Source organism: Streptomyces sp. NPDC059866, assembly GCF_042731325.1.
GTDB classification, from domain to species: Bacteria; Actinomycetota; Actinomycetes; order Streptomycetales; family Streptomycetaceae; genus Streptomyces; species Streptomyces flavusporus.
The window spans coordinates 72204-85821 of sequence record NZ_JBHWJT010000014.1 but is presented as its reverse complement, the minus strand read 5'-3'; the positions used below and the strand labels follow the sequence as shown (position 1 = coordinate 85821).

The window sequence follows — 13618 nt, the reverse complement described above, 5'->3', positions numbered from 1 at the left end:
CGGCTCATCCGTGATCAGGTACGGCTCCGCTGCGGTGTGCGCTCCCCCGAACCAGACCCCGCCCGCAGTGTGGGCGCGTAGCCGAAGGGAGGATCGTGACCTTCGGATTCGCTCCGTCCTCCGCGGCATCCACGTCGACGTCAGCCGACCTGTCCGCCGCCTCCGCCAATCCCGTGGCCCGCCTGCTGGAACCCGCGGAGTGGGCTGCCGCCGGTATTCCCCTGCTGCGCAACCCCCGTGAGGTCGTCAGCGGACTGCACGCACGGCACCACCCCAGGCCGGCAACGGCGATCGTGGCCGTGCTCGACGCCGACGAACGACTGCGGGCAAGTGCCTCGTTCACTCGACGTCCGGCCCCCGCCGACGGCTGGATGTTCCGCAACGCGCTGCTGGCCCAACTGCGCCGGGTCATCCCGCACGATCTGCGCCGCCGCACTCCGGTGCGCACCGCCGTGCTGCTCTACTGTCGCGAGGGCGACGCGCGTTGGACGGAGGAGGACGGCGCATGGATGTGGGGCCTGCGTGACGCCTGCACTCTGCACGGGCTGCGCTGTGGTGCCTACATCACGCTCACGCGCGACGGCTGGCAGGTCCTCGGTGAGGGCCGCGGCGGACGCCGCCCCAGCGCCGACTCGGCGCCCGAGCCCTTTGCCACCTCCGAGGCACCGGCCCCACTGCCGCGCACCGGTGGTGCCGCCTCCGAGGTCCTGCGCCGCGCGGCGGCCCGCTGAGGCCGACGGACATCAGGTCCTGCCACAGGCACTACGGCGCCCGACCAGGCGCACGACCGCGTGCGTGCGACGACCGGCCGGAGGCACATGTCCGCCCAGTCGTCCGCGCATGCCGAAGTCACCGCCGTGCAGCTGCCGAGCCGACGGGACGGCTCCTACGCGGCCCACGCCGGGACCTGCCGGGGCGGGCTCAGACGCCCGCGCCCAGCAGCGAGTTGATCTGCTGCGGGTCGCCGCAGACGATCAGCAGGGCGCCAGCCCGGCCGAGAGCCAGCGGCAGGGCGCCGGCGGCAACGGCGTCGGAGCCACCGTTGACGGCGACCACGACCACGGGCCGGGAGGCGGCACGACCAGCCACGGCGGCGTCGGCATAGAAGACGTCGTCGCGCGCATCGTGCTGCGCCCAGTAGGACGCCTCGCCGAAGGACAGCTCGTGGGCGGCCCACGGGTGCGGCTCACCGGTGGTGATCACCAGCACGTCACCGGGGGAACGCCCCGACTCCAGGAGCAGGTCCACGGCTTCCTCTGCAGCGTCGAGCGCGCCCTCGGCCGAAGCCGGGATCAGCTGGATCTGCGGGGTCGCCGAGGACCGAGCGGGGGCAGCGTGGGTTGCAGGGCCTGCAGGCCCGGGCTTGGGCGCACCCCCATGGGGCGTACGTTGCGCCTGCTGCGCGGGCCGGAGAGGGCCAGGACGACCAGGACGCGGCGGAGCCGCGGGGCGGGGGCCGGGTACGGGACGGGGGGTCGGCGCGGTGCGGCCGTTGGCCGGCGTGGCGCGGGGACCCTGGGCACTCTCGTGAATCTGAGGCTCCTCGGGGATGAGAGGCATGAGTTGATGTCTATCAAACGTTGGTACGGCTCACGCCAGCGGGTGGCACATACGTGCGATCGGGACCGTCAGAAATCGAAGCCGAGCTGACCCTCGATCTCCGGAACGCTCCCGTCCGCCCAGCTGCGGGCTTTCTTGAGGTGCCGCCACTGGGGCAGCGCATCAAGATACGCCCACGACAACCGGTGGTACGGGGTGGGGCCCCGCTCCGCCAGTGCGGCCTTGTGCACGGGCGACGGATACCCGGCGTTGTCCGCAAAACCGAAGTCTGCATGGTCGATACCCAGTTCGGCCATCATTTTGTCGCGCTGAACCTTGGCGATCACAGAAGCCGCAGCGACGGCCACGCACGACTGATCACCCTTGATCACCGTACGGACCCTCCACGGGGCTCCGAGATAGTCGTGCTTCCCGTCAAGGATCACCGCGTCGGGCCGAACCGGCAGCCCCTCCAGGGCACGCACCGCCGCGAGCCGTAGCGCCGCCGTCATGCCCACGTCGTCGATCTCCTCCGGAGAGGCATGCCCCAGGGCATACGAGGTCACCCAGGTCCGCAGTTCCTCGGCGAGTGCGGTCCGTCGTTTGACCGTGAGCAGTTTGGAATCGGTGAGACCCACGGGAGGGCGGCGCAGTCCGGTGACCGCCGCGCAGACCGTGACAGGACCGGCCCAAGCACCGCGCCCCACCTCGTCGACACCGGCAATGATCTTCGCTCCGGTCGTGGCGCGAAGGGAGCGCTCGACGGTGTGAGTGGGCGGTTCGTACGGCATGGCGCCCTTAGATTACGCCGCCCGCAACTGCCTACGACACCCCGGTCACCCGGAGCCGGGCTGACAGCCGAACAACCCGGTGTCAGACACCCGTCTGCCGGAGCAGCGGAACCATCAACTGCTCGACCATCTCCTCGATGTCCCGGTCGCTCCATTCGCTCGCGCACACCTTTGACCGATACATCATCATCGCCGGGATGGCGTCGTAGACGTATCCGTTCGCAGCGTCGGATCGAACCTCACCCCGCTCGATTCCACGGTTGATCACCTCGCGGAGCAGACTGATCATTGGCTCCACGACACCCTCGACGATCACGTCATGGAAGCGTTCGGCTTGCAGGGTGTCGCATTCGTGAATCACAGAGCGCAAGGCCGAACCGGGCCGCGAATACATGGCGTCGCGCGCTTGGCGGCAGAGGGCCACCAGATCCTGGCGCACACTTCCCAGGTCAGGGGCAGCATCAATGCGCGGCAGTCCGGCCTGGAGTGCGTCCGCGACGAGGTCCTCCTTGGACGGCCAGCGGCGGTAGACCGCAGCCTTGCCGGTATGGGCTCCGGCGGCCACGCCCTCCATCGTGAGGCCGTTCCAGCCGACCGTACTGAGCTGCTCCAGCGCGGCCTCGAGGATCGCGCGTTCGAGTACGGCACCGCGCCGACGGGGAGTGGCCGCCTGAGCAGGGGCGGCCGTCCAGCGCGAAGTAACCATCCGAGTGTCTCCAACGAACAGGGAAGCGGGGATTTGAAGGGGGATTTGGGGATATGGGGACGTGCCACGCGGCAGCGGCGGGGACGGTGCGACGCGACGGCAACTTAAGTGAACGCTTGCGTTCACTACTGGGGAGTCACTACCGTTGGCGGCGACAGTGAACGCTTGCGTTCACTAAGCTATTTGTGGGGGACCCATAGTGACGACCTCTCCATCGATCCAAGACCGGAAACCGGGTACTGCCCGCCGACAGGGCCATCCCGGCATCGCGCTCACCGTCATCGCGGCCTGCCAGCTCATGGTGGTCCTCGACGCGACGATTGTGAATATCGCGCTTCCGCACATTCAAACCGCACTCGAGTTCAGCACCACCGACCTCACCTGGGTGGTCAGCGCGTACACGCTGACCTTCGGCGGCCTGCTGCTGCTCGGCGCCCGGGCGGGTGACATCCTCGGCCGACGCCGGGTTTTCATGGCCGGCATCCTGCTGTTCACCTTCGCCTCGCTGCTGGGCGGAATCGCCCAAGAGCCCTGGCAATTGCTGGCCGCGCGTGCCCTGCAGGGCGTGGGTGGCGCGATCGCGTCGCCGACATCGCTGGCCCTGATCACCACCACGTTCGCCGAGGGGCCGGAGCGGAATCGCGCCTTCGGTGTCTTCGCCGCCGTGTCCGCGGGCGGTGGCGCCATCGGTCTGCTCGCCGGCGGGATGCTCACGGAGTGGCTCGACTGGCGCTGGGTGCTCTTCGTCAACGTACCGATCGGTGTACTGATCGCCGTACTCACCCCGCTCTACATAAGCGAGTCCGAACGACACCCCGGGCGCTTCGACATCGCGGGCGCACTGACCTCGACCATAGGCATGGCGTCCTTGGTGTACGGCTTCATCCGCGCGGCGGAGGAGGGCTGGCGGGACAATGTGACCCTCGCGTCCTTCGGTGCGGCGTTGGTCTTGCTGGTCGCCTTCGTGTTTATCGAGATGCGGGCGAACGAGCCGATCACCCCGCTGAAGATGTTCGCCGACCGCAACCGCTCCGGGACATACGTGATCATGCTGAGTCTGGCAGCGGCCATGTTCGGCATGTTCTTCTACATCGTTCTGTTCGTGCAGAACGTGCTGGGGTTCAGCCCGATCGAGGCAGGCCTGGCCTTTCTTCCCATCACAGTCGCGATCGTGGTCGGAGCGGGTCTCTCGCAGCGCTTCCTCCCCGTGCTCGGCCCCAAGCCGTTCATGCTCGTCGGCTCGGCCGCCGTAGTGGTAGGGCTCGCCTGGCAGACGTTCATCAGCCCCGACAGTTCGTATGCAAGCGGAGTCCTGGGCCCGATGCTGGTGTTCGGCTTCGGCATGGGCCTGAACTTCGTCACGGCGACGGTGACCGCGGTCTCCGGTGTCGCCCAGCACGAGGCAGGCGCCGCGTCCGGCTTGCTCAATGCCACGCAACAGGTGGGCGGTTCGCTGGGTCTGTCCATCCTCACCACTGTGTTCGGCACGGCCAGCAAGGACGAGGCGGAGAAGCAGATTCCGCACTTCCTCGCCGACGGCTCGGCCACGCAGAAGGCAGAGTTCGCGCAGACGCATCAACTGCCCGCGCCCTGGGGGCATGAGGTGCTCGCGCAGGGTATTTCGACGGCGTTCATCCCGGCCGTTGCCATGGCCGTCCTCGCCACCGTCACCGCGTGGTGGGTGATCCGGGTACGCAAGAGCGACCTGGATGCGCTCGCCGGTACTGCCGGCCCTATGGGCGGCTGACGGGAGACGAGTGCGGGCCGGTCCGGGAGGCTGGTCGACGGGCGCCACGGGGGTGTGTCCGCGGCCGACCGGCCGGCCCGCGACAGGCCGCGCACGGCTGACACCTGTCGGGCGGGCCGACGGCGAGAGCGGCGGTCCGGACCTCCGTACACCGCCCCACCAACCGGGAGCCGCAGCGGCAGCGTCCGACGGAAACAGCAAAGGGACGCTCCGCGCGGCGGCCGCAACACCGAGCAGGACAAACAGCACCGGCAACACCTCCATGACCACCCCCTGCAGCGCTCGTGTGTACCGATGAGCAGTCTGCGCACAGCAGATGCCACTACAACGAGCCCGCGGTCACAGAGAGTTCCCAGGATGCACAGAGAGTTTCGAAGGGCTGAGCCAACTCGGCGGAGAGCCGCGTCGGCGACACAGGGACACAGCCCGCGTTATACCGACGCCGGCATCCAGTCCGGCAGGTCCTCCGTCCGCCCCACCCATTCCGCCGGCGGCGTCCCCGCCTTCCCCGAGGCGATCACGCCGCCGACAATGGCGCAGGTGGTGTCCACGTCCCCGCCGACCTGCGCCGTCGTCCAGAAAGCCGCCTCGTAGTCGCCGAGGGAGCGTGCCGCCGACCACAAGGCGAAGGGCACCGTGTCATGAGCCGTCGTACGCCGCCCGCAGCCCAGTACGGCCGCGACCGTGGCAGCGTCGCCGTAGTCGAGCATGTCCCGGGCGCGACGCAGACCTGCGCCGACCGCGCTCTTCGGCACGAGCGCGATGACGTCGTCCAGGAGCGACTCGGCACTGGGCGGCCCGCCGGGAGCTGCGACCAGGGCGGCGGCCGCTGCGACCGCCATGGCGCCGACCACGGCCTCACGGTGCTGGTGTGTGGTGTACGCGGAGATCTCGGCCTGGTGCGTGGCCTGCTCCGGATCGTCCGCGTACCAGGCGCCCAGTGGGGCGATCCGCATCGCGGCGCCGTTGCCCCAGGATCCCTGCCCGTTGAACAGCGCGGCGGCGAGCTCCCGCCAGTCACCACCTTCCCGGACGAGCCTGAGAAGCCGGTTGACCGCGGGTCCGTACCCCCGGTCGAAGTCGTGGTGCTCCGCGAAGGAGCGGGCCAGTGCGTCCTGGTCGATGCGCTGGTGGGCGGCGAGTACGGCGACCACGGAGCAGGCCATCTCCGTGTCGTCCGTCCACGGCCAGGGTCCGGGTGGCAGCTCTCGGTGCTTGAGCAGCGGGTAGTTCACCGGCACGAAGAACTGGGAGCCCAGCGCGTCCCCCACCGAAAGTCCGCGCAGGCTGCCCAGGGCGCGGTCCAGGCGCCCGTCGGGAGAGGAGTCAGTCATCGCCCTGCCACTCTATCCGTTGCCCGTACGGTTCCGGATCTCGCCAGCGTTCGAACGGCCGGTCAAGCACGTACTTGCCGTCGTCCCCCAGAACGAGCATCCGCATCTCCCCGTTCCCGGGATTCGACAGCGACTCGAACTCCGCGACCGTCCAGTGGAACCAGCGCATGCAGAACAGCCGCATGGCCAGGCCGTGCGTCACGAGCAGCACGTTCGGTGGATGGTCGGGGGCCTCGAAACTGCGGTACAGGCTCTCCAGGAAACCGCCGACCCGGTCGTACACGTCTGCGCCGCTCTCACCCTGTGCGAAGCGGTAGAAGAAGTGCCCGTACGCATCGCGGTAGGCCTTCTGCTGCCGTACGTCGTCGCAGTCCTGCCAGTTTCCCCAGTCCTGCTCGCGCAGCCGGGGCTCCTCCCGCACGCGTATGAGGTCCGGGTCGAGGTGGAAGGCACGGAGTGTCTCGTGCGTCCGGCGGTACGGGGAGACGTACACGCTGACGCGTTCGCGCCCGAACAGCTCACGAAGCCGCTTACCCGTCTCCTCGGCCTGCCGCCAGCCCCGCTCGGTCAGGGCCAGCGCGTGGTCGGGCTCACGCTCGTACACGGAGTCATCAACATTGCCCGTTGACTCGCCGTGCCGGACAAGGACGATGCGCCGTGGTCGTGCCATGCCAAAACACTAGATCGGGTGACGAGATGTCGAGCACTCGGGCGGGCATCATACGGCGTAGGTCACACAGTTTCCGCACCATGCGCCACACAGGGCGCACGATTGGCGCGTCCAGAAATCAAACCGTCCAGGCCGGTTCCAGCTCCACGATGTCGCCCGTGAGCGCGGCGACATCCGCTTCCGTCTGGGCCCGCAAAGCGAGGCGTTCCACGCGCTCGGTGCGGTACTTGCCGTGCTCGGCGGCCGACCGCCACATCGACAGAACCATGAACTCGTGCCCGGGCGCCTCGGCGAACAGCCCACGGATCATCCCGGGCGAGCCGGCCATTGCGGGGTTCCAGACCTTCTCCTGCATCAGCGTGAAGTTCTCGACGCGCTCCTCGCGGACACGGCAGAGGGCCACCCGGATCAGGTCGGCGTCCGTGAAGCGCGGTTCGAAGCCGGTCTTCACATCGAAGCGGTAGTCGAACAACCTGACCTGGGCGTCCTTGAACGTTCCCGACTGAGCCGCCGCAAGCCGGTCGTGGGAGCGGGCCATGAACGAGTCGTAGAAGGCACGGCTTTCCCAGAACGCGAAGATATGGGCCACCGCAGGCCGCTCCCGGCTCCAGCCCCCGCCCTGTCCCCGAAATCCCGGCTCCCCCAGAAGCCCCGCCCACTTTCGCTGCCCCCGCTCGAACCCGCGGCGGTCCACCACGGTGCAGCGAATCCACTTGACCAGCACCGCGCCATCGTAAGGCCACGGAGCGTGGCGCTGGTCACTCTCGCGCGGACAGGAACCGCGCACGCTTCTCCGCGCGCGTGGCAGGATGGACAACCGGCTTTGGCCGCCCCGCAGTTCGGGCTGCGGGCACTCGGGGAAGGGGGACGACTGATGAACGGCATCAGCAAGGGAATCCACAAGGTCGAGATCGCGCTGAAGTGGGACCCGAGTCCAGTGGGGCAGCCACCCACCGACATGGACATAGTCGCCGCCACCTACCTGGCGAGCGACCCGTACGGCGATCCCGCCTATGTGGTGCACTTCGACAGTCGGTCCCCGGACGGCACCATCTACCTCAACCGGGACAGCAAGGACGGCAAGGGCTTCGGCTGGGACGAGGTCCTGACCGTGGAGTTCGACCGGCTCGATGCCCGCTACGCGCGCGTGGTGGTCGGCGTCATCATCCAGCAGCGTCCGGCACGCCGGACCTTCGTCAGCGTGATCAACCCGGCCCTGCGGATCCGTGAGGGCTACACCGACCTGGCGGTGGACGACTTCGGAGAGGTCCTCGGTTCCACGGCGGCCAAGGTCGCCGAGTTCGTGCGCGACGACACGCGTGTGTGGGATTTCCACGCCGGAGTCCATGGCTTCGAAGACGATCCGGCCACCTTCACGAGGACGATGGGCGCGCCCCTCAAGTCCTGACGTCTCTTCAGCCGACCACACGAAGACGAGGGGCGCCCGCCAGGTCCGGCGGACGCCCCTCACCCTTGACCACCCGGACGTCCTTCATGGCTGGTGCCAGGCGTACGGGTATGCAGCGCCTGGTCGCCTCGACGCAGTGAAGGGGACCAACCAGTGGTTGGTCCCCTTCACCAGACTCACCAGGTGCTGATCAACAACGCACAGGCGTTACATCGAGTGCTGCAACCCACGCGATTCCGCTGGGACTTCAGCTGCAGCCGCTGGTCGAGCCGCAGCCCTCGCAGATGTAGCAGGAGCCGGCCCGCTGCATCTTCGTACCGCAGGAGAAGCACAGCGGGGCGTCGGCCTGAATGCCCAGCTGCATCTCCACCAGCTCGGCGCTGGTGTGGGCCTGCTTCGGAGCCGGCTTGGCCGCCTCGATGTCGGCCTTCGGCGTGACGACGGCTTTGAGCTCTTGGGCACGCGGCGCCGACTGGGCCAGACCCTCGACGTCGACGTCCTCCTCCAGCGGCTCGTACGAACCGGTCTCCAGGTGACGCTGGCGCTCCTCGGCGGAGTGGATGCCGAGGGCGGAACGCGTCTCGAAGGGCAGGAAGTCGAGCGCCAGGCGGCGGAAGATGTAGTCGACGATCGACTGGGCCATCCGCACGTCCGGGTCGTCCGTCATACCGGCCGGCTCGAAGCGCATGTTCGTGAACTTCGAGACGTACGTCTCCAGCGGCACGCCGTACTGCAGGCCCACCGAGACGGCAATGGAGAAGGCGTCCATCATGCCTGCGAGGGTCGATCCCTGCTTGGACATCTTCAGGAAGACCTCGCCGAGACCGTCGTCCGGGTAGGAGTTGGCGGTCATGTAGCCCTCGGCGCCGCCGACCGTGAAGGACGTGGTGATACCAGGGCGCCCCTTGGGGAGGCGCTTGCGGACCGGGCGGTACTCGACGACCTTCTCGACCGTCTCACGGATCGTGGCCTCGGCCTTCTCCGTGATCTCGGCCTTCTCCTTCTCCTTGGTCTTGGCGGAGAGCGGCTGGCCGACCTTGCAGTTGTCACGGTAGATCGCCAGGGCCTTGATGCCCATCTTCCAGGCCTCGAAGTAGATCTCCTCGACCTCCTCGACGGTCGCCGACTCCGGCATGTTGACCGTCTTGGACAGGGCTCCGGAGATCCACGGCTGGATCGCGGCCATCATGCGGACGTGACCCATCGGGGAGATGGCCCGCTCGCCCATGGCGCAGTCGAACACCTCGTAGTGCTCGGGCTTGAGGCCCGGGGCGTCGATCACGTTGCCGTGCTCGGCGATGTGGGCGACGATCGCCTCGATCTGCTCCTCCTGGTAGCCCAGGCGGCGCAGGGCCTGCGGGACGGTGCCGTTGACGATCTGCATCGAGCCGCCGCCGACCAGCTTCTTGAACTTGACCAGGGCGAGGTCGGGCTCGAGGCCGGTGGTGTCGCAGGACATCGCCAGGCCGATGGTGCCGGTCGGAGCGATCACGGACGCCTGGGCGTTTCGGAAACCGTTCTTCTCACCGAGGCGCAGCACGTCCTGCCAGGCCTCCGTGGCGGCGGCCCAGACCGGCGTGTCCAGGTCGTCCATGCGGACGGCCTCGGCGTTGGCGTCGGCGTGCTGCTTCATGACGCGGTTGTGGGCGGACGCGTTGCGGGCGTAGCCGTCGTACGGGCCGACGACCGCGGCGAGCTCGGCGGAGCGACGGTAGGCCGTACCGGTCATGAGGGACGTGACGGCACCGGCCAGGGCGCGGCCGCCGTCGGAGTCGTAGGCGTGGCCGGTCGCCATCAGCATGGCGCCGAGGTTGGCGTAGCCGATGCCGAGCTGGCGGAACGCGCGCGTGTTCTCGCCGATCTTCTGGGTCGGGAAGTCCGCGAAGCAGATGGAGATGTCCATCGCCGTGATGACGAGCTCGACAACCTTGGCGAAGCGCTCGACCTCGAAGGACTGGTTGCCCTTGTCGTCGTCCTTGAGGAACTTCATCAGGTTCAGCGAGGCGAGGTTGCAGGACGTGTTGTCCAGGTGCATGTACTCGCTGCAGGGGTTCGAGCCGTTGATACGGCCGGACTCCGGGCAGGTGTGCCAGTGGTTGATGGTGTCGTCGTACTGGATGCCCGGGTCGGCACAGGCCCAGGCGGCTTCGGCCATCTTGCGGAACAGGGACTTGGCGTCGATCTCCTCGATGACCTCGCCGGTCATCCGCGCGCGGAGGCCGAACTTGCCGCCCTGCTCGACCGCCTTCATGAACTCGTCATTCACTCGGACCGAGTTGTTGGCGTTCTGGTACTGGACGGACGTGATGTCGTCGCCACCGAGGTCCATGTCGAAGCCCGCGTCGCGCAGGGCGCGGATCTTCTCCTCTTCCTTGACCTTGGTCTCGATGAAGTCCTCGATGTCGGGGTGGTCGACGTCGAGGATGACCATCTTGGCGGCCCGGCGGGTGGCGCCACCGGACTTGATCGTTCCTGCAGAGGCGTCGGCACCGCGCATGAAGGAGACCGGGCCGGAGGCGTTGCCGCCAGAGGAGAGCAGCTCCTTGGAGGAGCGGATGCGGGAGAGGTTCAGGCCGGCACCGGAGCCGCCCTTGAAGATCATGCCCTCTTCCTTGTACCAGTCGAGGATCGACTCCATGGAGTCGTCGACGGACAGGATGAAGCAGGCCGAGACCTGCTGCGGCTGGGGCGTGCCGACGTTGAACCACACGGGGCTGTTGAAGCTGAAGATCTGGTGCAGGAGCGCGTACGCCAGCTCGTGCTCGAAGATCTCGGCGTCGGCGGGCGAGGCGAAGTACTTGTGGTCCTCGCCGGCCTTCCGGTACGTCTTCACGATGCGGTCGATCAGCTGCTTGAGGCTGGTCTCGCGCTGCGGGGTGCCGACGGCACCGCGGAAGTACTTGCTGGTGACGATGTTGACCGCGTTCACCGACCAGAAGTCGGGGAACTCGACGCCACGCTGCTCGAAGTTGACCGAGCCGTCGCGCCAGTTGGTCATGACGACGTCACGGCGCTCCCAGGCCACCTCGTCGTACGGGTGTACGCCGGGGGTGGTGTGGATGCGCTCGATACGCAGTCCCTTGGTCGCCTTGGTGCCCTTGGCGCGGGAACTCCGTGCCGGACCGCTCGCCGTCTCTGTCATGCCGCCTCCCTGTACGGGCTAAAACGCCCTGAAGTGCCACGATGTTCCCGTGGCACGGTGTTCTGTCTTGTGTTGCGGGTCCTCGCGCTGCCGCCCGCAACAGGCCTTCATCGCCGCCGACCGGCCGGATCCGGAGCCGTGTCCGGGACCGGCCCCGTCGATCAGTCGGCGGCGGCTGCGTGCTCGGGGACCTGAGCAGTCCCCCCGGACCCGCGATCGTCTTCCTGGCTCCCCCGGCCGCCGTCTTCGTCGTCCGCGGCGGGGTGTTCCGGCTTTTCCCTGAGTTCCGCGATCGCCGCCTCGAAGTCCTCCAGCGACTCGAACGCCCGGTAGACAGACGCGAATCGCAGGTAGGCGACAAGGTCGAGCTCCTGCAGTGGGCCGAGTATGGCCAGCCCCACGTCATGGGTGGTCAGCTCGGCGCTCCCGGTGGCACGCACCGCCTCCTCGACCCGTTGGCCGAGCTGGGCGAGTGCGTCCTCGGTGACAGGCCGTCCCTGGCATGCCTTGCGCACACCATTGATGACCTTGGTACGACTGAAAGGCTCGGTGACTCCGGACCGCTTGACCACCATGAGCGAGCACGTCTCCACGGTCGTGAAACGACGGGAGCAGTCAGGGCACTGGCGGCGCCGGCGGATCGACGTGCCGTCGTCGGTCGTACGACTGTCGACGACACGGCTGTCGGGGTGCCTGCAGAAGGGGCAGTGCATGAACTCCCAACCCTCCTCACAGCAGACTCAATAGCCTCAGCAGGCCCTCGGGCCCCTCGAAGCGACCACAAGCATAGGCGATCAGCAGAGGCTCGAAGACCGGGGGGACCACAACTTCTGGGCCACTGTTGCTATCCAACCACTAGATGTGGGGATTGGCTCTTACATCGACCCCTGTCGCGCGTGTCGTCATCACGCGCCACGCGCGCGTGCGCCACGCCGGACACGGGGCCGCGCAGACGTATCGCGGCAGCCCGTGGGGAGATACGGTGGGCGCCGCAGGGAGAAGCCGTGGGACTCCCGCGCAGACGGGGGCCGGTACCCGGTTGACGGGGCGCTGGATGGCAGACTGGACCACACCCCACGAGGGCACCACCCGGCGGTGAAGAGTACAACAATGGACGCTTTTGTCCGCAGGGCACCGCGTTAGCCATACACCCAGGCATCTGATCGCGTCCGGCGATTCGCATTTTTTCACTCGAACGTGTGTTTGGCGCAACCTTTCGAAAGCAACTACCGTTGTGCTGCAGGGAGACCATCGAGAGGGGCCGACGTGACCACCACCGCAGACAGTGCCACCATCACTGCCCAGGACCGCTCCCAGGGCCGACTCGAGCCGGTGCATGCGATGAACGAAGCCACGAATCCCGAGGGGCCCAAGCGCTCCCTGCCGGGCCGACCTCCAGGCATCCGGGCGGACAGCTCGGGGCTCACCGACCGGCAACGTCGGGTGATCGAGGTCATCAGGGACTCCGTGCAGCGGCGCGGCTACCCGCCGTCGATGCGGGAGATCGGCCAGGCGGTCGGCCTGTCCAGCACGTCCTCCGTCGCACACCAACTGATGGCACTGGAGCGCAAGGGCTTCCTGCGCCGCGACCCGCACCGCCCGCGCGCGTACGAGGTCCGCGGCTCCGACCAGGCCGCCTCCGTGCAGCCCACCGACACCGCGGGCAAGCCCGCCGCGTCATACGTCCCGCTGGTCGGCCGCATCGCCGCCGGTGGGCCGATTCTCGCCGAGGAATCGGTCGAGGACGTTTTTCCCCTTCCTCGGCAGCTCGTCGGCGACGGCGAACTGTTCGTTCTTAAAGTTGTCGGTGACTCCATGATCGAAGCCGCGATCTGCGACGGCGACTGGGTCACGGTGCGCCGCCAGCCGGTCGCCGAGAACGGTGACATCGTGGCCGCGATGCTCGACGGCGAGGCCACCGTCAAGCGCTTCAAGCGCGAGGACGGCCACGTCTGGCTCCTCCCGCACAACTCCGCGTACGAGCCGATCCCCGGCGACGACGCCACCATTCTGGGCAAGGTGGTCGCGGTGCTGCGGCGGGTGTGACGCCGGCCAAGGGCGGCCATGTCACGACCGCCCTCCCCTGACCGGGCCCCGGGACCCCTGCGCCGGTTCCGGGGTCCTGTGCTGTGCGAGCCCAGTCGCCGGGCTGTGCGGGCCCAGTCGCCGGATGGACTTGGCTGGCGGGTCGGATGAATTGGATGGCGGGTTGGGGGGGGGGGGGGGGCCGCCGCGGGCCCCCCCCCCCCCCCCCCCCCCCCCCCCCCCCCCCCCCCCCCGC

General features: G+C 68.3%; 12 protein-coding genes. 4 read left to right on the top strand and 8 right to left on the bottom strand.

Annotated features, from left to right (window positions below):
• The first annotated feature begins 95 nt into the window (after positions 1 to 95).
• Positions 96 to 731 (top strand): hypothetical protein, encoded by a 636-nt coding sequence (locus ACFV7R_RS22330; protein WP_385266014.1) that lies wholly within the window; start codon positions 96 to 98, stop codon positions 729 to 731.
• A 190-nt stretch (positions 732 to 921) separates the two neighbouring features.
• Here the strand turns inward: ACFV7R_RS22330 and ACFV7R_RS22325 are convergent, their stop codons facing one another.
• From ACFV7R_RS22325 to ACFV7R_RS22315, 3 genes are all read right to left on the bottom strand, one after another.
• Positions 922 to 1560, bottom strand: a complete 639-nt coding sequence (locus tag ACFV7R_RS22325; RefSeq protein ID WP_385266012.1) for a hypothetical protein — start codon at positions 1558 to 1560, stop codon at positions 922 to 924.
• Between the two features lie 68 nt (positions 1561 to 1628).
• Positions 1629 to 2330 carry a ribonuclease HII gene (locus ACFV7R_RS22320; protein ID WP_385266009.1) on the bottom strand — a complete coding sequence of 234 codons (702 nt, stop codon included), beginning with the start codon at positions 2328 to 2330 and terminating at the stop codon, positions 1629 to 1631.
• An 82-nt stretch (positions 2331 to 2412) separates the two neighbouring features.
• On the bottom strand, positions 2413 to 3036 hold the full coding sequence (locus tag ACFV7R_RS22315; RefSeq protein ID WP_129801166.1) for a TetR/AcrR family transcriptional regulator: 624 nt from the start codon (positions 3034 to 3036) through the stop codon (positions 2413 to 2415).
• Between the two features lie 199 nt (positions 3037 to 3235).
• Here ACFV7R_RS22315 and ACFV7R_RS22310 point away from each other — a divergent pair, with 199 nt between their 5' ends.
• Positions 3236 to 4783: an MFS transporter gene (locus ACFV7R_RS22310; protein ID WP_385266006.1), complete on the top strand. Its 1548-nt coding sequence runs from the start codon at positions 3236 to 3238 to the stop codon at positions 4781 to 4783.
• A gap of 431 nt (positions 4784 to 5214) precedes the next feature.
• Here ACFV7R_RS22310 and ACFV7R_RS22305 read toward each other — a convergent pair whose 3' ends face one another.
• From ACFV7R_RS22305 to ACFV7R_RS22295, 3 genes are all read right to left on the bottom strand, one after another.
• Positions 5215 to 6117 carry an ADP-ribosylglycohydrolase family protein gene (locus ACFV7R_RS22305; RefSeq protein WP_385266003.1) on the bottom strand — a complete coding sequence of 301 codons (903 nt, stop codon included), beginning with the start codon at positions 6115 to 6117 and terminating at the stop codon, positions 5215 to 5217.
• Positions 6110 to 6787 (bottom strand): histidine phosphatase family protein, encoded by a 678-nt coding sequence (locus tag ACFV7R_RS22300; protein WP_385266001.1) that lies wholly within the window; start codon positions 6785 to 6787, stop codon positions 6110 to 6112. Before ACFV7R_RS22300 ends, ACFV7R_RS22305 begins: the two co-directional genes overlap by 8 nt.
• Positions 6788 to 6905: 118 nt before the next feature.
• The gene (locus ACFV7R_RS22295) at positions 6906 to 7511 is read right to left on the bottom strand and encodes a YdbC family protein (protein ID WP_385265998.1); all 606 of its coding nucleotides are present in this window, start codon (positions 7509 to 7511) and stop codon (positions 6906 to 6908) included.
• 150 nt (positions 7512 to 7661) lie between these two features.
• Here ACFV7R_RS22295 and ACFV7R_RS22290 point away from each other — a divergent pair, with 150 nt between their 5' ends.
• A complete protein-coding gene (locus ACFV7R_RS22290; RefSeq protein ID WP_385265995.1) occupies positions 7662 to 8195 on the top strand; it encodes a TerD family protein in 534 nt (177 codons plus the stop codon).
• A gap of 247 nt (positions 8196 to 8442) precedes the next feature.
• Here the strand turns inward: ACFV7R_RS22290 and ACFV7R_RS22285 are convergent, their stop codons facing one another.
• Entirely contained in the window at positions 8443 to 11337 is a 2895-nt protein-coding gene (locus ACFV7R_RS22285; protein WP_385265992.1) for a vitamin B12-dependent ribonucleotide reductase, read from the bottom strand.
• Positions 11338 to 11498: 161 nt separating this feature from the next.
• The gene (gene nrdR, locus ACFV7R_RS22280) at positions 11499 to 12050 is read right to left on the bottom strand and encodes a transcriptional regulator NrdR (protein ID WP_385265989.1); all 552 of its coding nucleotides are present in this window, start codon (positions 12048 to 12050) and stop codon (positions 11499 to 11501) included.
• A 553-nt stretch (positions 12051 to 12603) separates the two neighbouring features.
• On the opposite strand from nrdR, the gene lexA reads away from it, so the two are divergent.
• Complete coding sequence (lexA, locus tag ACFV7R_RS22275; protein ID WP_129801080.1) at positions 12604 to 13383, top strand: transcriptional repressor LexA; 780 nt, start codon at positions 12604 to 12606, stop codon at positions 13381 to 13383.
• Positions 13384 to 13618 lie beyond the last annotated feature (235 nt).

Excerpts from the sequence above, each read along its gene's own strand:
- ACFV7R_RS22320 (WP_385266009.1), bottom strand. The coding sequence starts at position 2,330 with ATGCCGTACGAACCGCCCACTCACACCGTCGAGCGCTCCCTTCGCGCC.
- ACFV7R_RS22325 (WP_385266012.1), bottom strand. The coding sequence starts at position 1,560 with ATGCCTCTCATCCCCGAGGAGCCTCAGATTCACGAGAGTGCCCAGGGT.
- ACFV7R_RS22290 (WP_385265995.1), top strand. The coding sequence starts at position 7,662 with ATGAACGGCATCAGCAAGGGAATCCACAAGGTCGAGATCGCGCTGAAG.
- ACFV7R_RS22300 (WP_385266001.1), bottom strand. The coding sequence starts at position 6,787 with ATGGCACGACCACGGCGCATCGTCCTTGTCCGGCACGGCGAGTCAACG.
- nrdR (WP_385265989.1), bottom strand. The coding sequence starts at position 12,050 with ATGCACTGCCCCTTCTGCAGGCACCCCGACAGCCGTGTCGTCGACAGT.
- ACFV7R_RS22315 (WP_129801166.1), bottom strand. The coding sequence starts at position 3,036 with ATGGTTACTTCGCGCTGGACGGCCGCCCCTGCTCAGGCGGCCACTCCC.
- ACFV7R_RS22285 (WP_385265992.1), bottom strand. The coding sequence starts at position 11,337 with ATGACAGAGACGGCGAGCGGTCCGGCACGGAGTTCCCGCGCCAAGGGC.
- ACFV7R_RS22305 (WP_385266003.1), bottom strand. The coding sequence starts at position 6,117 with ATGACTGACTCCTCTCCCGACGGGCGCCTGGACCGCGCCCTGGGCAGC.